Source organism: Streptacidiphilus sp. EB103A, assembly GCF_041261405.1.
Classification (GTDB): domain Bacteria; phylum Actinomycetota; class Actinomycetes; order Streptomycetales; family Streptomycetaceae; genus Streptacidiphilus.
The window spans coordinates 13,264-35,453 of sequence record NZ_JBGCAQ010000028.1 but is presented as its reverse complement, the minus strand read 5'-3'; the positions used below and the strand labels follow the sequence as shown (position 1 = coordinate 35,453).

15 protein-coding genes are annotated in these 22,190 nt (G+C 69.3%); 8 read left to right on the top strand and 7 right to left on the bottom strand.

The genetic code is table 11. The annotated features are described in order from the left end of the window. Positions 1-117 precede the first annotated feature (117 nt). Entirely contained in the window at positions 118-2,634 is a 2,517-nt protein-coding gene (locus ABH941_RS35860; protein ID WP_370134675.1) for a SpoIIE family protein phosphatase, read from the top strand. Positions 2,635-2,698: 64 nt separating this feature from the next. Here the strand turns inward: ABH941_RS35860 and ABH941_RS35855 are convergent, their stop codons facing one another. The 4 genes from ABH941_RS35855 to ABH941_RS35840 form a co-directional block, all read right to left on the bottom strand. Further along, complete coding sequence (locus ABH941_RS35855) at positions 2,699-3,466, bottom strand: succinate dehydrogenase/fumarate reductase iron-sulfur subunit (RefSeq protein ID WP_370134460.1); 768 nt, start codon at positions 3,464-3,466, stop codon at positions 2,699-2,701. Beyond that, the gene (locus ABH941_RS35850) at positions 3,463-5,445 is read right to left on the bottom strand and encodes a fumarate reductase/succinate dehydrogenase flavoprotein subunit (protein WP_370134457.1); all 1,983 of its coding nucleotides are present in this window, start codon (positions 5,443-5,445) and stop codon (positions 3,463-3,465) included. Before ABH941_RS35850 ends, ABH941_RS35855 begins: the two co-directional genes overlap by 4 nt. 15 nt (positions 5,446-5,460) lie before the next feature. Further along, positions 5,461-6,246, bottom strand: a complete 786-nt coding sequence (locus tag ABH941_RS35845; protein WP_370134674.1) for a hypothetical protein — start codon at positions 6,244-6,246, stop codon at positions 5,461-5,463. Positions 6,247-6,378: 132 nt separating this feature from the next. Further along, positions 6,379-6,684, bottom strand: a complete 306-nt coding sequence (locus tag ABH941_RS35840; RefSeq protein ID WP_370134455.1) for a hypothetical protein — start codon at positions 6,682-6,684, stop codon at positions 6,379-6,381. Between the two features lie 364 nt (positions 6,685-7,048). Here ABH941_RS35840 and ABH941_RS35835 point away from each other — a divergent pair, with 364 nt between their 5' ends. The 7 genes from ABH941_RS35835 to ABH941_RS35805 all read left to right on the top strand — a co-directional run bounded on the left by ABH941_RS35835 (position 7,049) and on the right by ABH941_RS35805 (position 17,108). Then, a complete protein-coding gene (locus tag ABH941_RS35835) occupies positions 7,049-8,791 on the top strand; it encodes an ABC transporter family substrate-binding protein (RefSeq protein WP_370134453.1) in 1,743 nt (580 codons plus the stop codon). A 219-nt stretch (positions 8,792-9,010) separates the two neighbouring features. Next, a complete protein-coding gene (gene typA / locus ABH941_RS35830; protein ID WP_370134451.1) occupies positions 9,011-10,876 on the top strand; it encodes a translational GTPase TypA in 1,866 nt (621 codons plus the stop codon). 366 nt (positions 10,877-11,242) lie between these two features. Beyond that, the gene (locus ABH941_RS35825; RefSeq protein WP_370134448.1) at positions 11,243-12,883 is read left to right on the top strand and encodes an ABC transporter substrate-binding protein; all 1,641 of its coding nucleotides are present in this window, start codon (positions 11,243-11,245) and stop codon (positions 12,881-12,883) included. A 98-nt stretch (positions 12,884-12,981) separates the two neighbouring features. Continuing rightward, complete coding sequence (locus tag ABH941_RS35820; protein WP_370134445.1) at positions 12,982-13,905, top strand: ABC transporter permease; 924 nt, start codon at positions 12,982-12,984, stop codon at positions 13,903-13,905. After that, positions 13,898-14,926, top strand: a complete 1,029-nt coding sequence (locus ABH941_RS35815; RefSeq protein WP_370134443.1) for an ABC transporter permease — start codon at positions 13,898-13,900, stop codon at positions 14,924-14,926. The genes ABH941_RS35820 and ABH941_RS35815 overlap by 8 nt, the downstream gene beginning before the upstream one ends. An 18-nt stretch (positions 14,927-14,944) precedes the next feature. Next, entirely contained in the window at positions 14,945-16,003 is a 1,059-nt protein-coding gene (locus ABH941_RS35810; protein ID WP_370134672.1) for an ABC transporter ATP-binding protein, read from the top strand. Continuing rightward, a complete protein-coding gene (locus tag ABH941_RS35805) occupies positions 15,996-17,108 on the top strand; it encodes an ABC transporter ATP-binding protein (RefSeq protein ID WP_370134440.1) in 1,113 nt (370 codons plus the stop codon). The genes ABH941_RS35810 and ABH941_RS35805 overlap by 8 nt, the downstream gene beginning before the upstream one ends. A 72-nt stretch (positions 17,109-17,180) precedes the next feature. On the opposite strand, the gene ABH941_RS35800 is transcribed toward ABH941_RS35805, so the two are convergent. The 3 genes from ABH941_RS35800 to ABH941_RS35790 all read right to left on the bottom strand — a co-directional run bounded on the left by ABH941_RS35800 (position 17,181) and on the right by ABH941_RS35790 (position 22,175). Beyond that, positions 17,181-18,884 (bottom strand): ABC transporter family substrate-binding protein, encoded by a 1,704-nt coding sequence (locus ABH941_RS35800; protein WP_370134437.1) that lies wholly within the window; start codon positions 18,882-18,884, stop codon positions 17,181-17,183. A 91-nt stretch (positions 18,885-18,975) separates the two neighbouring features. Then, positions 18,976-21,156 carry a dipeptide ABC transporter ATP-binding protein gene (locus ABH941_RS35795; RefSeq protein WP_370134435.1) on the bottom strand — a complete coding sequence of 727 codons (2,181 nt, stop codon included), beginning with the start codon at positions 21,154-21,156 and terminating at the stop codon, positions 18,976-18,978. Then, on the bottom strand, positions 21,153-22,175 hold the full coding sequence (locus tag ABH941_RS35790; protein WP_370134431.1) for an ABC transporter permease: 1,023 nt from the start codon (positions 22,173-22,175) through the stop codon (positions 21,153-21,155). The genes ABH941_RS35795 and ABH941_RS35790 overlap by 4 nt, the downstream gene beginning before the upstream one ends. Between the last annotated feature and the right edge of the window lie 15 nt (positions 22,176-22,190).

The window sequence follows — 22,190 nt, the reverse complement described above, 5'->3', positions numbered from 1 at the left end:
CCGCGCCCGGCCGCCGGTGACGGTCCGTCCGACCATCCCCAGGAGCTGCAGCACCCGGACCCGCAGCACCAGGACCGCCCGCAGCACCCGGACCCCGACGGCATCGGCTCTGGAGCCATGGACCCCGCACCCTTCACGCCCCCCGCCGCCCCCGCCGGCTCCTCCGTCGGCTTCGACGCCGAGGCGATCGAGAACTGGGGCCATGGCGAGCCGGGCTCGATCTACGACTACATACGGGTCGCCGCCTTCGCGATCGGCCCGGACGGCCTGATCAGCCAGTGGAGCGACCGCGCCGCCGAGTTCTTCGGCATCCCGGCCGAGGAGGCCGTCGGTCACGACCCGGTCACCAGCTTCGCGCCGCGCGAGCTGTGGCGGCGCGGCCGGGAGCGGATGGCCGAGATCCTGGCCGGCCAGGAGTGGGTCGGCACCGCCCCGTACCGGGACAGCGAGGGCAACGAGAGCATCGCCGAGCTGTACCTGATGCCCGCGCAGGGCGAGGACGGCCGCAACGGCGCCGTGTGCATGGCCGTCGACCTGCGCAGACTCCGCCGGATCGAGACCGACCTGGCCGCCTCCGAGGCGGTCTTCGGGCAGGCGCCCACCGGATTCGTGCTGTTCGACCGTGACTTCACCGTCCAGCGGGTCAACGACAGCTTCGCCGAAGGGCTCGGGACGGCCCCCGCCGACCTGCACGGACTCTCCGTCAAGGACCTGCTGCCGCGGCCCGAGGCGGAGCGGCTGGAGCAGGCGCTGCGTACGGTGATGGAGTCCGGCGAGCCCGTCGTCGACCTGCGCTTCAACGGCGCCGTGCCGACCCGTCCCGGCCGCCGCCGCTGGTCCATCTCGCTCTACCGGCTGCTCAGCGCCGGCAACCGGCCGATGGGCGTGGCCGGACAGGTCGTCGATGTCACGGGCCGTCAGCGGGCCGAGCGCGAGGCCGCCAGCGTGCGCCGCAGCCTGGCCCTGCTGAACGAGGCCGGTGCGCACATCGGCTCCACGCTGGACCTGGAGACCACCGCCCGCGAGCTGCTGGACGTCACCGTCCCCGGCTTCTGCGACGTCGCCGCCGTCGACCTCTACCAGGGCGTTCTCGCCGCCGACACCGACCTGGGCCTCGGCCACCTGGGCCGGCCCGACGGCGCCGGCGAGCTGCGCCGGGTCGCCTCCGCCAGCACCGTCTCGCACTTCTCGGTGCTGCACCCAGAACCGGAGCACCGGGGGCCGCGGGCCGAGATCGGCGGCACCTTCTGCTACCCGCCCGGCTCCGCCTACGCCAAGGCGCTGCGCACCGGACGCAGCGTCACCCTCACCGGTCCCGGCAACCCGGACCCCGACCCGATGATCGCCAGCACCGTGATCGTCCCCATGGTCGCCCGCGACATCGTGCTCGGCCTGGTCCAGCTGTCCCGGGCCAAGGGCAGCGAGCCCTTCGACCCCCGCGACGTCGCCATCGCCAACGAGCTGGTGGCCCGCGCCGCCGTCTGCATCGACAACGCCAGGCTCTACCGCCGCGAGCACGAACGCGCCCTGATCCTGCAGCGCAGCCTGCTGCCCCCGGGCAGCCCGGCCGCCTCGGGCCTGGAGATCGCCTGCCGCTACCGCCCCGGCAGCAGCGGCACCGAGGTCGGCGGCGACTGGTTCGACGTCATCCAGCTGCCCGGCAACCGCACCGCCCTGGTCATCGGCGACGTCATGGGCCGCGGCCTGCGCGCCGCCGTCGCCATGGGCCAACTCCGCACCGCGGTACGCACGCTGGCCATGCTGGACCTGGACCCGGCCGAGGTGCTCACCGCCCTGGACGAGATCGCCCGCGGCCTCGGCGACGGCGACGAGCCGGAGCCCGACGACTCCGACCGGGTCGAGCTCTACCTCGCCACCTGCGTCTACGCCGTCTACGACGCGGTCACCCGCCGATGTACGTTCGCCAACGCCGGGCACCTCCCGCCGGTGCTGCGGGTCCCCGGCGAGGAAGCGCTGATGCTGGACGTGCCGCCGGGACTGCCCCTGGGCGTCGGCGGCGAACCGTTCGAGGAGGTCACCGTCGAGCTCCCGGACGGCGCCCTGCTCGGGCTCTACACCGACGGACTGGTCGAATCCCGCAAGCACCAGCTGGAAGAGGGCCTGTCCGCGCTGCGGGACACCCTCTCCGGGCCGCCCCGCGAGCTGGAGAACCTCTGCGACCACCTGCTCACCGCACTGGACCCGCACCACGGCGAGGACGACATCGCCCTGCTGATGGCCCGGGTGCACGCCATGCCGGACGACGCGGTCGGCGACTGGACCCTCCCCTCCGAGCCCACCTCGGTCGCCCGGGCCCGCGAGCTCGCCTGCGCCTGGCTGCTCGCCCGCGGCCTGGACGACCTGATCGACACCGTGGAACTCCTGGTCAGCGAACTCGCCACGAACGCGCTGCGGCACGGCCGCGGGGACATCCGGCTCCGGCTGCTCCGCGACCGCACCCTGGTCTGCGAGGTCTGGGACAACGGCTACGCCCAGCCCCGCCAGCGCCGCGCCCGCGACACCGACGAGGGCGGCCGCGGCCTCCAGCTGGTCAGCCTCCTCGCCGATCGCTGGGGCTCACGCCGCACCCCCATGGGCAAAACCGTCTGGTTCGAACTCAACCTGCCCAGATAGCCCCGACAGGGGCGCGGGGAACTGCGCGGCCAGCCCCCCGCCGAGGTAGAGCCCCTCATCGACCCTAGTTGCCGCGGCGGAGGATCTTCGACCCCAGCCACACCAACGGATCGTACTTCCGATCCACGGCCCGCTCCTTCAACGGAATCAGCGCATTGTCCGTGATCTTGATGTGCTCCGGGCACACCTCCGTGCAGCACTTGGTGATGTTGCACATCCCCAGCCCGTGCTCCTCCTGCGCCGACCGCTTCCGGTCCAGCCCACCCTCAGCGGCAGCGTCCAGCGGATGCATGTCCAGCTCTGCCACTCGCATGAGAAACCGCGGACCGGAGAAGGCCGTCTTGTTCTCCTCGTGGTCGCGGACCACATGGCAGGTGTTCTGGCAGAGGAAGCACTCGATGCACTTGCGGAACTCCTGCGACCGGTTCACATCCTCCTGCTGCATCCGGTACTCGCCCGGCTTCAGCTCCGCCGGCGGGACAAAGGACGGCACCTCCCGCGCCTTGGTGTAGTTGAAGGACACGTCCGTCACCAGGTCCCGCAGCACCGGGAAGGTCCGCATCGGAGTGATGGTGACCGGCTCGTCCGCCGGCAGCGTGGACATCCGGGTCATGCACAGCAGCCGGGGCCGTCCGTTGACCTCGGCGCTGCAGGACCCGCACTTGCCGGCCTTGCAGTTCCAGCGGACCGCGAGGTCGGGGGCCTGGGTGGCCTGGAGCCGGTGCACGATGTCCAGCACCACCTCGCCCTCGTTGACCTCCACCTGGTACGGCTCCAGGCCGCCGCCCGAGGAATCGCCGCGCCACACGCGGAAGTTGGCCTGGTAGCTCACTGCTCGGCTCCGTCCGTCACGTCGGCGTCCGCGTCCTGTCCAGCACTGCGTTGTTCCGGGATCTGGACCGACGGCAGTTCGCCCTCGGTCAGGTACTTCTTCAGCTCCGAGGTCTCGAACAGCGCCAGCAGGTCCGGCCTGATCGGCGGGTTGTCCTGGTGCACCAGGGCGATCTGCCCGTCCGAGCCGCCCTTCTCCGCCAGCGAGCAGATCAGGTTGACCTTGCGCCAGGCGCTGTCCATCTCCGGGTGGTCCTCACGGGTGTGGCCGCCCCGGCTCTCGGTGCGTTCCAGGGCCGCCCGGGCGACGCACTCGGAGACCAGCAGCATGTTGCGCAGGTCCAGCGCCAGGTGCCAGCCGGGGTTGAACTGCCGATGGCCCTCGACGACCGCCCGCTCGGCCCGCTCCCGCAGCCCGACCAGCCGCTGCAGGGCCTCCGCCACCTCCGCCTCCCGGCGGATGATGCCGACCAGGTCGTTCATGGTCTGCTGGAGCTCCTGGTGCACGGTGTACGGGTTCTCCGACGGGCCGTCGGTCACCGCTCCCTCGAACGGGTTGAGCGCCTCGGCGGCCGCCGCGGTGATCTGCTCCTCGTCCAGCTCGGGCCGTTCCGCCAGCGCCGCCGCGTACAGCGAGGCGTGCAGCCCGGCCCGGCGGCCGAAGACCAGCAGGTCGGAGAGCGAGTTGCCGCCCAGCCGGTTCGAGCCGTGCATCCCGCCGGCCACCTCGCCGGCCGCGTAGAGCCCTGGCACCGACGCGGCCGCCGTGTCCGGGTCGACCTCGACCCCGCCCATGACGTAGTGGCAGGTCGGCCCGACCTCCATCGGCTCGGCGGTGATGTCGACGTCCGCCAGCTCCTTGAACTGGTGGTGCATCGACGGCAGCCGGCGGCGGATCTCCTCGGCCGGGAGCCGGGTGGAGACGTCCAGGTAGACCCCGCCGTGCGGGGTGCCGCGACCGGCCTTGACCTCGGAGTTGATGGCGCGGGCCACCTCGTCCCTGGGCAGCAGTTCCGGGGGGCGGCGGTTGTTGGCCTGGTCGGCGTACCAGCGGTCGCCCTCGGCCTCGGTCTCCGCGTACTTCTCCCGGAAGACGTCGGGGATGTAGTCGAACATGAAGCGCTTGCCCTCGCTGTTGCGCAGCACCCCGCCGTCGCCCCGGACCGACTCGGTGACCAGGATGCCCTTCACCGACGGCGGCCAGACCATCCCGGTGGGATGGAACTGGACGAACTCCATGTTCACCAGGGTCGCCCCGGCCAGCAGCGCGAGCGCATGGCCGTCCCCGGTGTACTCCCAGGAGTTGGAGGTCACCTTGAAGGACTTGCCGATGCCGCCGGTGGCCAGGACCACCGCCGGCGCCTCGACGGTGAAGAAGCGGCCGGACTCGCGCTGGTAGCCGAAGATCCCGCTGACCCGGTCCTCGCCGCGGGCGCTGCGGCCCTTCAGAACCCTGGTGACGGTGTACTCCTGGAAGACCCGGATCCGGGCCTCGTAGTCGCCGTACTCCTTGAAGTCCTCCTGCTGCAGCGAGACCACCTTCTGCTGCAGGGTGCGGATCAGCTCAAGCCCGGTCCGGTCGCCGACATGCGCCAGCCGGGGGTACTCGTGCCCGCCGAAGTTGCGCTGGGAGATCCGGCCGTCCTTGGTGCGGTCGAACAGCGCGCCCCAGGTCTCCAGCTCCCAGACCCGGTCCGGGGCCTCCTGGGCGTGCAGCTCGGCCATCCGCCAGTGGTTCAGGAACTTTCCGCCGCGCATGGTGTCGCGGAAGTGCGTCTGCCAGTTGTCGTCGGAGTTGACGTTGCCCATGCTGGCGGCGATGCCGCCCTCGGCCATCACGGTGTGGGCCTTGCCGAACAGCGACTTGCAGATGATCGCCGTCCGCATCCCCTGCTCGCGGGCCTCGATCGCGGCACGGAGCCCGGCGCCCCCGGCTCCGACCACGACCACGTCGTACGTGTGGCGCTCCACCTCGGTCATTTTTCTGGGTATCCCTTAGAAGAGGCGCGGGTCGGTGAAGGCACCGCTGGCGAGCAGGTAGACATACAGGTCGGCGACCCCGACGCTGATCAGCGAGGCCCAGGCGAGCTGCATGTGACGGGCGTTCAGCTTCCCCACCAGGTTCCACATCCGGTAGCGGACCGGGTGCTTGGAGAAGTGCCGCAGCCGGCCGCCGACGATGTGCCGGCAGGAGTGGCAGGAGAGGGTGTACGCCCAGATCAGCCCGATGTTGGCGAGCAGCACCAGGGTGCCGATCCCGGCGTGCCCCCACTGCCCGGCCGGGTTGCGCCAGGCCAGCACCGCGTCGTAGCTGAGGATGCCGGCGACCACGATGGCGAAGTAGAAGAAGTAACGGTGGATGTTCTGCAGGATCAGCGGGAAGCGGGTCTCGCCGCTGTACGAGGCGTGCGGTTCGGCGACCGCGCAGGCGGGCGGTGAGGACCAGAACGCGCGGTAGTAGGCCTTGCGGTAGTAGTAGCAGGTCAGCCGGAAGCCCAGCGGGAAGATCAGCACGATCAGCGCGGGGGAGAGCTGCCACCAGCTGCCGAACAGCGCCCAGTCGGCGCCGGATTTCATGGCCGGGCAGTTGGCGGCCAGGCAGGGCGAGTAGAAGGGCGACACATAGGGGGCCGCATAGGCGGTGTGCAGCCCGAAGAAGGCCCGCCAGGTGGAGTAGCCGATGAAGACCAGCAGGCCGAAGCCGGTGAGGGCGGGGGAGGCCCACCACCGGTCGGTGCGCAGATGGCGGGCGGCGATGGCGGCCCGCCCGGGGGAGTGCACCCCCCGTCCCGCCGCCGGTGCCGGGCCTGACGGTGCTGCTGCGCTCTGCGGTTCTCCCGGCTGCTGCGGGGGCCGGATCTCGGTGGTCACGCGGGTTTCTTCCTCCAGTATGTCGGGCGGCGGGAGCCCGGTTCAGCGGTGGCGGCAGCCGATGCCCTCGTCGTCGGCGTCGCGCCACATCGCCGGGTCGTACGGCGTGTCGGAAATCTCGATCACGCCGGGCCGCGGAATGCGCGGCGACCCCGGTGCGGCTTCGGCGCCGTCGGCGACGGCCGCGGCCAGCAGGGCGAGGCTCTCGCGCAGGTGCACCAGGTCGGTGCGGACCCGGCGCACGTCGAGTCCGCCGCCGAGTCGCAGCCGGGAGTCGCTGAGAGCCCGGTCGAGTTCCTCCAGGCAGCGGCTGGCCTCGGCCAGCGCTCCGGCGGTTGTCGACGGCATGGCTGGGGGCATCGCAGAGCCACCTCCGCACTTCACTGTTTGATGCTCGCCATTTTTGATCAAGGCTCAGCCTGATCAAGGTTTCTGATGTCTCGTCAGTCAGTTGTGCGCAAGCGAGTGTGGCTCCGATCACGGGCCGCTGGGAAGACCTTGAACGCGATTGACCCGGGAATGGCGGGAATTCCTGATCGCGGGCCTCCGCCGCACGCCCGGCGCGCACTGCGACCGCTGCCCCGAACGGGTGACCGTTCGTCTCCCCGTAGCCGTGTCGGAGGGGCTGACCGCGGCGTTTGCTCTTCAGTAGGGGGGCGGAACGTCAGAAAAGCCATGAGATGTGCCTATATGCACACGCGCGGAGGTCCCAGTGCCCCAGCCCCACCCCCGCCCGTACGGGACCCTCGCCGTCGTCGGCGCCGCCGCCCTGGGCGTCGTCCTCGCAGCCTGCTCCGGCGGCGGCCCCGCGCCCAAGGCCTCGGACCTGTCCTCCGCCGACCGCGCCAAGGTGACTGCCGGAGGCACCCTGCGCTGGGCCCTGGACGCCGCGCCGACCACCCTGAACACCTTCCAGGCCGACGCCACCCCGGACACCTCCCTGCTGGCCGAGGCCGTCCTGCCGACCCTGTTCACCCTGGACCAGCACGCCGACGCCACCCCCGACCCGGACTACCTCACCGGCGTCGAGCAGACCTCCCAGCAGCCGCAGACCATCGTCTACCACCTCAACCCCCAGGCGGTCTGGAGCGACGGCAAGCCGCTCTCGGCGGCCGACTTCGCCGCCCAGTGGCAGGCCCTGAACGGCCGGAGCTCGGCCTACTGGACCGCCCGCACCGACGGCTACGACAGCATCGCCTCGGTCGGCCAGGGCGCCGGACCGCATGACGTCAAGGTGGTCTTCGCCAAGCCGTACGCGGCCTGGAAGGGCCTGTTCACCCCGCTCTACCCGGCCGCGGCGACCGGCACCGCCGACGCCTTCAACGACGGCTCGCACGCCCGGCTCGCCGCCGACGCCGGCCCCTTCACGCTCAGCGGCCTGAAGGACCTGAAGCAGTTGCAGGGCGGCCCCGTCACCGCCGTCCGCAACCCGCACTGGTGGGGCGCCCCGGCGAAACTCGACGCCATCGCCTTCACCCCGGCGGCCCCGGACACCCGCCTGGCCGCCCTGCGCGCCGGAAAACTGGACATCGCCGACCTCAGCCGCGCGGTCGAGGACGGCACCCCGGTCGGCCAGGCCGCGTCGGTCCCGGGCACGGTCCTGCACCGAGCGTCGGCCCCCGCCTTCCTGCAGCTCACCCTGAACGGCGGCAGCGGTCCGCTGGCCGACGCCGACCTGCGCCGGGCCGTCGCCCAGGCCGTCGACCGCGCGGCGATCGCCGACGCCGTCCTCAAGCCGCTCGGCCTGCCCGTCCTGCCGCTCGGCAACCACCTGGTCATGGCCGACCAGCACGGCTACGAGGACGACAGCTCCGCGCTGGCCCCCGGCGCCGACAACGCCACCCGCCACCTGGACGCGGCCGGCTGGCACCTCGGCCCGGCGCCGGCCGGCGACGCGGCACATGGCGCGCCCGCCGCCGCACCCGTTCGTACCAAGGACGGCCACCCGCTCGCCCTCACCCTGCTCACCCGCACCGGCTCCGCCGAGGACGCCCAGGTGGCCCGGCTGCTCACGGACCAGCTGGCCAAGGTCGGCGTCCCGCTGCGCACCGTGACCGTCGCCGGCGACTCCTTCTTCGCCGACCATGTCGCCGCGGGCTCCTTCGACCTGGCGCTGTTCTCCTGGCCGGCCGCCCGCTTCCCGGTCGCCGACGAGCTGCCGCTGTACGCGAAGCCCTCGGTCCAGGCCGACGGGTCGCTGAACAACGGTCAGAACCTCTCCGCCACCGGGACGGACGAGGTGGACCGGCTGCTGGCGAAGGCCGTCGCTGCCCTGGACCCCGGCACGGCCGCCGCGCTGACCACCGAGGCGGACACCCGGATCTGGCAGGAGGCCCCCTCGCTGCCGCTGTTCCAGCGGCCCGAGCTGGTCGCGGTCGGCTCCGCCGTCGCCAACGCGGGCGCCTTCGGCTTCACCGCGCCCCGTTTCCAGGACCTTGGCTTCACCCACCGCTGAGGCTGAGCTCCTGTGTGCGAAATGCAGGGCGATCCGTAGTTGTGACCCGCATCGCGGGGGCGCGGGCGGTGTGAACGCGCGCGGCCCCGTACCATAGAGGTAAGCCGTGGCATGTGGTGCCCGGCAGGTGGACCGGCGGCAGGTGGCGCGAACGACTCGGGAGGGTCGGCGCAATGACGGCGGTTACCACGCCCCACGACCCGGGAGATTCACCCCCGTATGCCCACGCGTAATGACATCCGAAACGTCGCCATCGTCGCCCACGTCGACCACGGCAAGACCACGCTGGTCGATGCCATGCTGAAGCAGGCGGGCGCCTTCGCCGCTCACCAGCACCTGGACGAGCGCATGATGGACTCCAACGACCTGGAGCGCGAGAAGGGCATCACCATTCTCGCGAAGAACACCGCGGTCAAGTACCACCCCAAGGGTGGCGGCGACGTGGTGACCATCAACATCATCGACACCCCCGGCCACGCCGACTTCGGTGGCGAGGTCGAGCGCGGCCTGTCCATGGTCGACGCGGTCGTCCTGCTGGTCGACGCCTCCGAGGGTCCGCTGCCGCAGACCCGCTTCGTGCTGCGCAAGGCCCTGACCGCGAACCTGCCGGTCATCCTGTGCATCAACAAGACGGACCGCCCGGACTCCCGGATCGACGAGGTCATCAACGAGACCTACGACCTGTTCCTGGACCTGGACGCGACCGAGGAGCAGATCGAGTTCCCGATCGTCTACGCCTGCGCCCGTGACGGCGTGGCCTCGCTGACCAAGCCGGAGAACGGCACCGTCCCGGCGGACAGCGACAACCTGGAGCCGTTCTTCTCCACCATCCTGGCGTCGGTCCCGGCCCCGACCTACACCGAGGGCGCCCCGCTCCAGGCCCACGTCACCAACCTGGACGCGGACAACTTCCTCGGCCGTATCGCGCTCTGCCGGGTCGAGGAGGGCGAGCTCCGCAAGGGCCAGCAGGTCGCCTGGATCCAGCGGGACGGGACGATCAAGCAGGTCAAGATCACCGAGCTGCTGATGACCGAGGCGCTCACCCGCAAGCCGGCCGAGCTGGCCGGCCCCGGCGACATCTGCGCCATCGCCGGCATCCCGGACATCATGATCGGCGAGACCCTGGCCGACCTGGAGAACCCGGTCGCGCTGCCGCTGATCACGGTGGACGAGCCGGCCATCTCGATGACCATCGGCACCAACACCTCGCCGCTGGTCGGCAAGGGCGGCAAGGGCCACAAGGTCACCGCCCGGATGGTGAAGGACCGCCTGGACCGGGAGCTGATCGGCAACGTCTCGCTCCGGGTCCTGCCGACCGAGCGCCCCGACGCCTGGGAGGTCCAGGGCCGTGGCGAGCTGGCGCTGGCGATCCTGGTGGAGACCATGCGCCGGGAGCTCTTCGAGCTGACCGTCGGCAAGCCGCAGGTGGTCACCAAGACCATCAACGGCAAGCTGCACGAGCCGGTCGAGCGGATGACCATCGACGCCCCCGAGGAGTACCTGGGCGCGATCACGCAGCTCATGGCGGTCCGCAAGGGCCGCATGGAGACCATGACGAACCACGGCTCCGGCTGGGTCCGAATGGAGTTCATCGTCCCGGCCCGGGGCCTGATCGGCTTCCGCACCCAGTTCCTCACCGACACCCGCGGCACCGGTATCGCGCACAGCATCTTCGAGGGCCACGAGCCGTGGTTCGGTGAGATCCGGATGCGCAACAACGGCTCGCTGGTCGCCGACCGGGCCGGCGTGGTGACGCCGTTCGCGATGATGGGCCTGCAGGAGCGCGGCGTGATCTTCCTGGAGCCCACCACCGAGGTGTACGAGGGCATGATCGTCGGCGAGAACTCCCGCGCCGACGACATGGACGTCAACATCACCAAGGAGAAGAAGCTCACCAACATGCGCTCCTCCTCCTCCGACACCACCGAGAACCTGGTGCCGCCGCGCAAGCTCTCGCTGGAGCAGTCGCTGGAGTTCTGCCGCGAGGACGAGTGCATCGAGGTCACCCCGGAGACCGTGCGCATCCGCAAGGTCATCCTGGACGCGCAGACCCGTGGCCGCCAGCGTGGTCGCCTCAAGGCCTGAGGCCCCCGCAGTACCCCGCGGTACCCGGCCGCTGCCCCGCCCTCCTCCAGGGCGGGGCAGCGGCTTTTGCATGCCTTCCGTTCATCACACTGAGTAGTTGCCCTCCGGGCGAGTGTCAGTCCCGGATGGTACGGATATCGGTGACAGGATTCCTGTGGACAGGAAAAGGTGTCCGTTTGATGGCTCCTTGCACCCACCTGGACACGCCCAGGTTGCGAGATATGAGTCACAGGCGTGTGATCAAATCGAAATCCCATTTGGTCATAGGCATCTCTGACGGTGACAGATAGTAGGAATTGTGCCGCTCGGGTCACCGGTTTCCGGGCGCAGGGAACGACTGGACAGCACGTCTGAGGAGGCACGTCCATGCGTGGAGCCACGCGAGTCACATTCGCGGCCGGGGCGATCGCGATCGCCCTTGCGGCCACCGCCTGCAGCAGCAGCAAGAGCACCAGCAGCTCCTCGGGCAGCAATGCCAGCGGCGTGGTGACCGCGTGGTGGGGTGACCCGCAGAACCCGCTGATCCCCACGGACACCAACGAGGTGAACGGCGGCGCCGTCCTCAACATGATCTTCGCCGGGCTGCAGAGCTACGACCCGAAGACGGGCAAGGCCCAGCTGGCGAACGCCTCGTCGATCACCACGACCGACCAGCAGAACTTCACCATCAAGCTGAAGCCGGGCTGGAAGTTCAGCGACGGCACCGCGGTGACCGCCCACTCCTACGTGGACGCCTGGAACTACGGCGCCTACCTGCCGAACGCGCAGAACAACACGGACCCGTTCTTCACGTCGATCCAGGGCTATGCCGACGTCCACCCGGCGAGCGGCTCGGCGAAGGCCAAGACGATGTCCGGCCTCAAGGTCGTCGACGACAACACCTTCACCGTCGCGCTGACGCAGAAGTTCTCGCTGTGGCCCGACACCCTGGGCTACTCGGCCTTCTATCCGCTGCCCAAGGCCTTCTTCAGCAATCAGACGGCGTGGGAGGCCAAGCCGATCGGCAACGGCCCCTACGTGATCAACTCCTGGAACAAGGGCTCCGGCATGCAGCTGCGCCCGAGCTCGACCTACACCGGCGACTTCAAGCCGAAGAACGGCGGCATCAACCTCAAGGTCTACACCGATGCGAACGCCGCCTACGCCGACCTGCAGGCCGGCAACCTGGACATCGACAACGGCCTGTCCACCAGCGCCCTGAAGACCGCCCAGTCCGACCTCAGCGGCCGCTTCATCAACCAGCCGGCCGGCATCCTGCAGACCATTTCCTTCCCGCTCTACAACGCGGGCTGGAGCACCGCCAACGCCAAGCTGGTCCGGCAGGGCATCTCGATGGCCATCGACCGGGCAACGATCACCAAGGTGATCTTCAACAGCACCCGTACCCCGGCCACCGACTGGACCTCCCCGGTCCTCGGCGCGGAGGGCGGCTTCAGCTCCACGCTCTGCGGCGACGTCTGCACGTACAACCCCACCAAGGCCAAGCAGCTGATCCAGCAGGGTGGCGGCATCCCCGGTGGCCAGCTGACCATCAGCTACAACGCCGACAGCTCGCACAAGGAGTGGGTCGACGCGGTCTGCAACAGCATCAACAACGCGCTGGGCAACACCAGCGCCTGCGTTGGCAAGCCGGTCGGCACGTTCGCGTCCTTCCGCAACCAGATCCAGAACAAGCAGGAGACCTCCGCCTTCCGCAGTGGCTGGCAGATGGACTACCCGCTGATCCAGGACTTCCTGCAGCCGCTGTACTTCACCAACGCGGCGTCGAACGACTCGCACTACAGCAGCTCGCAGTTCGACAGCCTGGTCAACCAGGCCAACGCGGCGTCCGACAAGGCCACGGCCGTCTCCGACTTCAAGTCGGCCGAGAAGCTGCTGGTCACCGACCTGCCGGCGATCCCGCTGTGGTACCAGAACGGCCTTGTCGGCTGGTCCTCGAAGGTCTCCAACGTGGCGCTGGACCCGTTCAGCGTGCCGGTCTACACCAACATCACCGTCAACAAGTAAGTCGTCCGTCCGCCGGCAGCCGACCGCCGTGCGATCGGGCGGCGGCCGGGAGCCCACAAGGCTCCCGGCCGCCGTCGCGACGAATCCCTGGAGGTTTCATGGGGCGCTACGTCATCCGACGACTGCTCCAGATGATCCCGGTCTTCATCGGGACCACGTTCATCATCTTCGCGATGGTGCACGCGCTCGGTGACCCGGTTGCCGCACTCTTCGGCGACAAGTCACCAGACCCTGCTGTCGCCGCGCAGATCCGGCAGCAGCTCGGCCTGAACGATCCGCTCATCGTGCAGTACGGCAACTACATGAAGGGGATCTTCACCGGGAACCTCGGGAACGCCTTCAACGGGCAGCCGGTCACCGAGCTGCTCAAGTCGGCCTATCCGACGACGCTCAAGCTCACGCTGGTCGCCTTCACCTTCGAGGTCGTCCTCGGCATCACCCTCGGTGTGATCAGCGGCATGCGCCGTGGACGGTTCGCGGACACCGGCGTCATGGTGATGACGCTGATCGTCATCTCGATCCCGACCTTCGTCATCGGCTATGTGCTGCAGTACCTCTTCGGTGTGAAGTGGGGCCTCGTCAGCGCCACCGTCGCCACGGGCGCGCCGATCGGCGACCTGATCCTTCCCGGTTTCGTGCTCGCCTCGGTCTCGCTCGCCTACGTGGCCCGGCTGACCCGCACGACGATCGCAGAGAACACCAAGGCCGACTACGTGCGCACCGCGGTCGCCAAGGGTCTGCCGCGCCGCCGGGTCATCACGCACCACCTGCTCCGCAACTCGCTGATCCCGGTGATCACCTTCCTCGGCACCGACCTCGGCGCCCTCATGGGGGGCGCGCTGGTGACCGAACGCATCTTCAACATCCAGGGCGTGGGATACCAGCTCTACCAGGGCATCGTCCGCCAGAACACGCCGACCGTCGTCGGCTTCGTGACCGTCCTGGTCATCGTCTTCCTCCTCGCCAACCTGCTCGTCGACCTGCTCTACGCAGTCCTGGACCCGAGGATCCGTTATGCCTGACCAGCAGCCGAACAAGCCGAACGGCGTCCCCGACGACGAGAACACCGAGCTGTCCAGCGCCTTCCCGCAGACGCCCACCCTGGGCGCGCTGGAAGCCGGCGGCCTGCTCGAGAACGAGGACCTCCACCATGCGGCGGCTCCGCCCGCCGAGACGGTGGCCCTGACCGACCGTGAGGTGCCGCGCAGCCTCTGGCAGGACGCGTGGCGCGAGCTGCGCCGGAACCCGATCTTCCTGGTCTCGGGCGTCCTGATCGTCTTCCTGGTGATCGTCGCAGCCTGGCCGAGCCTCTTCGACTCGACCAGTCCGCTGAAGTGCAACCTGGCCGACTCGCAGCAGGGGCCGACCTCCGGTCACCCCTTCGGCTTCGACACCCAGGGCTGCGACGTCTACGCCCGCACCGTCTACGGAGCCCGCGCCTCCATCACCGTCGGCGTCTTCGCCACCCTCGGCACCGCCTTGCTGGGCACGATCCTGGGCGGCCTGGCCGGCTTCTTCGGCGGCTGGATCGATGCCGTCGTCTCGCGGATCGCGGACATCTTCTTCGGCATCCCGATTCTGCTCGGCGGCCTGGTCTTCCTGTCGGTCATCCCGAGCGCGTCGATCTGGATCGTGGTCGGCTTCATCGTGGTCCTCGGCTGGCCGCAGATCGCCCGTATCGCCCGCGGTGCGGTGATCACCGCACGGCAGCAGGACTATGTGACGGCGGCTCGCGCGCTCGGCGCCGGCAACGCGCGTCTGATGCTGCGCCACATCCTGCCGAACGCGCTCGCCCCGATCATCGTGGTGGCCACCATCGCGCTGGGCACGTACATCTCTCTGGAGGCCACCCTCTCCTACCTGGGTGTGGGGCTGAAGCCGCCGACGGTCTCCTGGGGCATCGACATCTCGAGCGCCGCGGACACCTTCCGCAACGCACCGCACATGCTGCTGTTCCCGGCCGGGGCGCTCTGCATCACCATCCTGGCGTTCATCATGCTCGGCGACGCGGTCCGCGACGCTCTCGACCCCAAGCTGCGCTGAGAGAGGCGAACCGTGGGTATTCAGACATCCGAAATCACCGCCGTCGTCGGACGGGGCCGCACCGCCGACTCCGAGGACGCCCCGCTGCTCCAGGTGCGCGACCTGCACGTGGAGTTCCGCACCCGCGACGGCCTGGCCAAGGCCGTCAACGGCGTGAACTACAGCGTGCGCGCCGGCGAGACCCTCGCGATCCTGGGCGAGTCCGGCTCCGGCAAGTCGGTCTCCTCACAGGCCGTCATGGGCATCCTGGACAGCCCGCCCGGTTTTGTCACCGGCGGAGAGATCGTTTTCAAGGGCCAGGATCTGCTCAAGCTCTCCAACGAGCAGCGCCGCAGGATCCGCGGCACGCAGATGGCCATGGTCTTCCAGGACGCGCTGTCCTCGCTGAACCCGGTGCACACCGTCGGAACGCAGTTGGGCGAGATGTACCGCGTGCACGCCGGCACGTCGAAGAAGGACGCCAAGCTCAAGGCCGTCGAGCTGATGGAGCGGGTCGGCATCCCCGGGGCGAAGGAGCGGGTCAACCAGTACCCGCACCAGTTCTCCGGCGGTATGCGCCAGCGCGTCATGATCGCCATGGCGCTGGCCCTGGAGCCCGACCTGATCATCGCCGACGAGCCCACCACCGCCCTGGACGTCACCGTCCAGGCCCAGGTGATGGAGCTGCTGGCGGACCTCCAGCGCGAGTACAACATGGGTCTGATCCTGATCACCCACGACCTCGGCGTGGTCGCCGACGTGGCCGACAAGATCGCGGTGATGTACGCGGGACGGATCGTGGAGACCGCGCCGGTGCACGAGCTCTACGCACGCCCGGCCCACCCGTACACCCGCGGCCTGCTGGACTCGATCCCGCGTCTGGACCAGAAGGGCCAGGAGCTCTACGCGATCAAGGGCCTGCCGCCGAACCTGCTGCGCATCCCGCCCGGCTGCGCCTTCAACCCGCGCTGCCCGAGGGCGCAGGACATCTGCCGCTCCGAGGTTCCGCCGCTGCACGCGGTCACCGAGCAGGACGGGCGGGCACTGCCCGGCCGGGGCAGCGCCTGCCACTTCTGGAAGGAGACCCTCCATGGCTAGCCACGCTTCCAGGACGGACCCGTCGGCTCTGCCCACGGAGGATGCGATCGAGGCCGCCGTCGAGCGGCCGGTCCAGCGCGGTGAGCCGATCCTGCAGGTCCGCGATCTGGAGAAGTACTTCCCGCTGACCCAGGGAATCCTGATCAAGAAGCAGATCGGTGCGGTCAAGGCCGTCGACGGCGTCTCCTTCGATCTGTACCAGGGCGAGACCCTGGGCATCGTCGGCGAGTCGGGCTGCGGCAAGTCGACGCTCGCCAAGGTGCTGATGAACCTGGAGCGGGCCACGGCCGGCCAGGTGCTCTACAAGGGCGAGGACATCTCCAAGGCGTCCGGCAGGGCGCTGAAGACCATCCGCCGCAACATCCAGATGGTCTTCCAGGACCCGTACACCTCGCTGAACCCCCGGATGACGGTGGGCGACATCATCGGCGAGCCGTTCGAGATCCACCCCGAGGTGGCCCCCAAGGGCGACCGTCGCAAGGCGGTGCAGGACCTGCTGGACGTGGTCGGGCTCAACCCCGAGTACATCAACCGCTACCCGCACCAGTTCTCGGGCGGTCAGCGCCAGCGCATCGGCATCGCCCGCGGCCTGGCCCTCAAGCCCGAGATCATCATCGCGGACGAGCCGGTCTCGGCGCTGGACGTCTCGGTGCAGGCCCAGGTGATCAACCTGCTGGAGCAGCTGCAGGAGGACTTCAACCTCTCCTACATGTTCATCGCCCACGACCTCTCGATCGTGCGTCACATCTCCGACCGGGTCGGCGTGATGTACCTCGGCAAGATGGTGGAGATCGGCAGCGACGAGGAGATCTACGAGCACCCGACCCACCCGTACACCCAGGCGCTGCTGTCGGCGGTGCCGGTGCCGGACCCGTCCGGGCGCGAGGGCCGCGAGCGGATCATCCTCTCCGGCGACATCCCCTCGCCGGCCAACCCGCCGTCGGGCTGCCGCTTCCGCACCCGCTGCTGGAAGGCCCAGGAGAAGTGCACGACCGACGTGCCGCTGCTGGCCGTCCCCGAGGTCTTCCGCGGACAGGACACCCCGGCGGCGCACGCCTCGGCCTGCCACTTCGCCGAGGACGTGGACGTGGTCGGCGCGGGCTGACATCCGGTACGGCCGAGGCCCGCACCCCACGTGCTCGGGGTGCGGGCCTCGGCCGTGAGCCGGACGATCGGATCAGCCGGTGAAGCCGATGTTCTCGTAGACGACCTCGTTCTGGTCCTGGGGGGCGCCCAGGTTGGCGAGGGTCTTCTTGGCGCCGTAGATGTCGGCGCGCTGGTAGAGCGGGAAGACGCCCGCGTCCTGCCAGATGGCCTTGTCGGCGGCGTTGGCGTCGGCGATGGCCTGGGTGTGGTCGGTGTCGGCGATGCTCTTGTTCATCAGGGAGTCGACGTTGGGGTCGCTGGTCCAGGCGAAGTTCTGGAAGTTGTTGCTGCCCACCGGCGACTGGTAGATGGAGTAGTTGGACGAGACCGGCCAGGCGTTGCCCAGCCAGGAGAACGCAGTCAGGTCGAACTTGCCCGGCTGGACGTACTTGTCGAAGAAGTCGTTCGACGGCACGGCGCTGATGTCCAGCTTGACGCCCACGGCCGCGAACATGGCCTGCAGCAGCACGCTCTCGTTCTTGGAGACCGCGGTGCCGTCCGGGTAGACGAAGGTCAGCTCGAGCGTCTTGCCGTCCTTCTGACGGTACTGGCCGTTCAGCTTCCAGCCGGCCGCGTCCAGGGCGGCCTTGGCGGCGGTGGGGTTGTAGACGCCGAGCGTGCCGGCGTTGTCCTGGTACCCCTCCTGGTTGTTCATGAAGAAGTGGTTGTTGAGCAGCAGGGCCGGCCAGCCCAGGCCCTTGAGGTCCGAGTTGGCGATGGCGGTGCGGTCGATCGACTGGAACAGCGCCTGGCGGACCTTGACATCGGTGAGCAGTGGCGACTTGGAGTTGAAGGTGACGTGGCGGAACTGCGGGCCGGCGGCCTCGCGGATCTCGCCGTCCGCGCGGCCCTTGGCCTGCTTCACGCCGGCCGCGCTGGGGCCGATGTTCAGGTAGTCGACCTCGCCGTTGGCGTAGGCGCCGTCGGCGGCGTCGGTGGTCATCGCCCGGAACACGATCTTGTCCAGGATGGCCGCGTCGCCCCACCAGTTGGGGTCACGCGCGACAGTGACGGTGTTGGTGGTGGCGTTCATCGACTCGATCTTGAACGGACCCGCGGTGACCGGGATCTTGTTCAGGAAGCCGGTGTTGAACGCGGCCGGGGTGCTCTGGGCGCTCGCCGGGTACAGCGGCGTGAAGAGCGAGGTCCAGTCGCCGAAGTTCTGGGCGAAGGTCACCACGACCTGCTGCGGGGTGGTGCCGGCGACCACGCTGGAGATGTTGGCGTAACCGGTCGAGCTGCCGATCTGGTACTTGGTGTTCTTGCCGTTCAGGGCCTGCCACTGAGCGGCGAAGTCCTTCCAGCTGATCGCGGTGCCGTCGGACCACTTGGCCTTCGGGTTGATGTTGTAGGTGACCGTCTGCTTGCCGGCCACCGTGGTCACCGTGGGCTCGCCGGTGAGGTAGTTGAGGTTGGGCGTGACCTTCTGGGTCGCCGGGTCCACCCGGAAGATGATCGGCTCGACGGCCTCGATCACGGCGTCGGTGGAGTACTCGGCACCGTTGATCTGGTTGTAGTTCCACTGCGTGGAGTACTGGTCGATGGCCCAGGTGAGGGTGCCGCCCTGCTTGAGGGCTGACCGCGGCTGAGCATTGATCTTGATGGTGTTCGCAGCCAGCGAGGTCGCGGAAGGCTTGGCCGCCGTGCTGCCCTTGCTGCTGCTGCAGGCAGAGAGGCCGAGGCTGGCCACGGCCATAGTCGCCACCAGCGCGACCGGGATCCTGGTGTGCTTCAAGGAAGTCTCCTCACGAGAGCGGGCGTTGTCAGTAGGTACTGCGTCTGCGGGTAGTGCGCCTTGCATCCACCGGCCGTGGTCCGACGGGGCGTCAGACCACGGCCAGGGCCTCCGCGAAGTGGCAGGCCGCGGTGTGGTCGGGGGCCAGCGAGTGCAGCTGCGGGTCCTCGGACTGGCAGCGCTGCTGATCGCCGGCGTCGAGCTGGAGGTACTTGGGGCAGCGGTTGCGGAAGCGGCAGCCGCTGGGCACATTGGCCGGGCTCGGCAGGTCGCCGGTCAGCAGGATGCGCTCGCGGGCGCGCTCCTTCCGCGGGTCCGGCAGCGGCACGGCGGAGAGCAGCGCCTGGGTGTAGGGGTGCGAGGGCTCGTGGAAGACGCTGCTGGTCTCGCCGAGCTCCACGATCCGGCCCAGGTACATCACCGCGATCCGGTCGGCGATGTGGCGTACCACCGAGAGGTCGTGGGCGACGAAGAGGTAGCTCAGCCCCATCCGGGACTTGAGCTCGTCCAGCAGGTTGAGCACGCCCGCCTGGATGGAGACGTCCAGGGCGGAGACCGGCTCGTCCAGCACGACCAGCTTGGGTTCCAGGGCGAGTGCCCTGGCGATGCTGATGCGCTGGCGCTGGCCGCCGGAGAACTCCTGCGGGAAGCGGTCGGCGTGGTCGGGGTTGAGGCCGACCAGCTCCAGCAGCTCGGGGATGCGGGCGTCGGTCCTGGCGCGGTCCCAGCCGTGGGTCTTCAGCGGCTCGGCGAGGATGTCGCCGATCGGCATCCGGGCGTCCAGCGAGGCCATCGGGTCCTGGAAGACGATCTGCATGTCCCGGCGCAGGTCCTTGCGGGCCTTGTTGCCCTTGAGGGTGCGGACGTCCTTGCCGAAGACGGTGACGCTGCCTGCCTGACCCCCGGTCAGGTCCATGATCTCCAGCAGGGTGGTGGTCTTGCCGCAGCCGGACTCGCCGACCAGGCCCAGGGTCTCACCCTCCTTGATCTCCAGGGTGATCCCGTCCACGGCCTTGACGTTGCCCACCTTGCGCTTGAACACCGCGCCCTTGAGCAGCGGGAAGTGCTTGACCAGGTTGTCCACCTCGAGGACGGACGTACGCTCGTCGCGCGGCAGCCGCTCGATCGCGTTGGCCTCGGGGATCGGCGGGACCGGGTAGATGGTCGCCGGGTCGAGCAGACCCTCGCCGCCGCCCTCGACCAGCTCGCCGGAGCGGTGGCAGGCGGAGGGGTGGTTGGCGCCGCGGGCGGTCACCAGCTCCGGCTCCTGCTCGCGGCAGATGTCGATCGCGATCGGGCAGCGGGCCTCGAAGGGGCAGCCCCTGGGCAGCGCGACCATGGACGGCGGGGTGCCGTCGATGGGGGTCAGCGCCTTGCGCTCGTCGATGTCCACCCGGGGGATGGAGCCCAGCAGTCCGATGGTGTAGGGCATCCGCGGGCGGTAGTAGACCTCCTCCACCGGGCCGTTCTCGACCGGGCGCCCCGCGTACATCACCATGACCCGGTCGGCGAAGCCGGCGATGACGCCCAAGTCGTGAGTGATCATCACAATGGCGGCGCCGGTGACCTCCTGGGCCTTCTTCAGCACCTCCAGCACCTGGGCCTGGATGGTGACGTCCAGGGCGGTGGTGGGCTCGTCGGCAATGATGATCTTGGGGTCGTTGGCGATGGCCATGGCGATCATCGCGCGCTGGCGCATACCGCCGGAGAACTCGTGCGGGAAGGCGTCCACCCGCTGGTGCGGGTCCGGGATGCCGACCAGGTCGAGCAGTTCGATGGCCCGGGTGCGGGCCTTCACCTTGTCCATGTCCTGGTGGACCTGGACGGCCTCGATGATCTGGGTTCCGATGGAGTACACCGGGGTCAGCGCCGACAGCGGGTCCTGGAACACCATGGCGATGTCCTTGCCGCGGATCTTCGACATCTTGGCGTCGTTGAGACCCAGCAGCTCACGGCCGTCCATCCGGATCGAGCCGCGGACGTCGGCGCTGTCGGGCAGCAGCCCGAGCACGGCCATCGAGCTGACGGACTTTCCGGAGCCGGACTCGCCGACGATGCCGAGCACCTCGCCGGGCCGGACGGAGTAGGACACCCCGCGTACGGCCTTGACCGGACCCGCCTCGCTGGGGAAGGAGACATGCAGGTCGGTGACCTCCAGCAGCGGCGGGACGCCGCCGTGGCGGTCGGCCGCCGGCTCCTTGCTCGTCTCGATCACGGGGGTGAGTCCTTCCTCGGTGGTGCTGTCCTGAGAGGTGCGTTCCGGTGTGCTCATGCCTGGCTCAGCACCTCGGTCGATCCGACGCGCTGGCCGGGGACCCCGTCCGCCTCGTCGCCCTTGTTCCTGCCCTTCTCCTTGATCGCCTTGGCCTGGGCCTTGGCGTTGGAGGAGTTGGGGTCGTAGGCGTCCCGCAGGCCGTCGCCGATGAAGGCGATGGCGAGCCCGAAGAGGACCAGGAAGCCGGCCGGGAACCAGAACAGCCACTGGTAGGTGGTGGCGGCGTCGGTGCCGTCGGCGATGACCGTGCCGAGCGAGACGTCCGGGGGCTGGATGCCGAAGCCGAAGTAGGAGAGCGAGCTCTCACCGATGACCGCGAGGCTGACCTGGATGGTGCCGTCGATGATCAGCAGCGAGGCCATGCTGGGAAGGATGTGCCGGAAGATGATCCTGATGTCGGACACGCCCATGTACTTGGCGGCCTTGACGAATTCACGGTCCTTCAGCGTCAGCGTCATGCTCCGGACGATCCGTGCCGTGATCATCCAGCTGAACAGGGCGAGCAGGACGACGAAGATCAGCCAGGTGGACTTGGCGAAGGCGGGGGAGAGCACCGCGATGATCAGGAAGCTGGGGAGCACCAGCAGCATGTCGACGAACCACATGATGACGCGGTCGGTCCAGCCGCCGAAGTAGCCGGCCGCGGCGCCCAGGGTGGCGGCGAGGCCGGTGGTGATCAGGCCCACCAGGATGCCGATGATCAGCGACTTCTGCAGGCCCCGGGTGGTCAGCGCGAACATGTCGGTACCGGACTGGTCGGTGCCGAACCAGTGGCTGGCGGTGGGGCCCTCCAGGAAGGAGGTGAAGTCGTGGTCGCTGTAGCTCCACTTGTCCACCAGCGGACCCAGGTAGGCGAAGGCGAACAGCAGGACCACGATGCCGATGCCGACCAGGGCGAGTCTGTTCCGGGCGAAGCGGCGCAGGGTCAGCCGGCCGCGGCCGGAGCGGCGCGGCGGCAGCAGCGCCGGGGTGGCGTCCGCCTCGGGTTCGTGCTCGATGTTCTGCTGGATGCTCATCTCTCTTCACTCTCC

Coding starts and splice junctions, on each gene's coding strand:
- ABH941_RS35860 (WP_370134675.1), top strand. CDS start 118: ATGGACCCCGCACCCTTCACGCCCCCCGCCGCCCCCGCCGGCTCCTCC.
- ABH941_RS35850 (WP_370134457.1), bottom strand. CDS start 5,445: ATGACCGAGGTGGAGCGCCACACGTACGACGTGGTCGTGGTCGGAGCC.
- ABH941_RS35840 (WP_370134455.1), bottom strand. CDS start 6,684: ATGCCGTCGACAACCGCCGGAGCGCTGGCCGAGGCCAGCCGCTGCCTG.
- typA (WP_370134451.1), top strand. CDS start 9,011: ATGCCCACGCGTAATGACATCCGAAACGTCGCCATCGTCGCCCACGTC.
- ABH941_RS35825 (WP_370134448.1), top strand. CDS start 11,243: ATGCGTGGAGCCACGCGAGTCACATTCGCGGCCGGGGCGATCGCGATC.
- ABH941_RS35820 (WP_370134445.1), top strand. CDS start 12,982: ATGGGGCGCTACGTCATCCGACGACTGCTCCAGATGATCCCGGTCTTC.
- ABH941_RS35815 (WP_370134443.1), top strand. CDS start 13,898: ATGCCTGACCAGCAGCCGAACAAGCCGAACGGCGTCCCCGACGACGAG.
- ABH941_RS35805 (WP_370134440.1), top strand. CDS start 15,996: ATGGCTAGCCACGCTTCCAGGACGGACCCGTCGGCTCTGCCCACGGAG.
- ABH941_RS35795 (WP_370134435.1), bottom strand. CDS start 21,156: ATGAGCACACCGGAACGCACCTCTCAGGACAGCACCACCGAGGAAGGA.
- ABH941_RS35790 (WP_370134431.1), bottom strand. CDS start 22,175: ATGAGCATCCAGCAGAACATCGAGCACGAACCCGAGGCGGACGCCACC.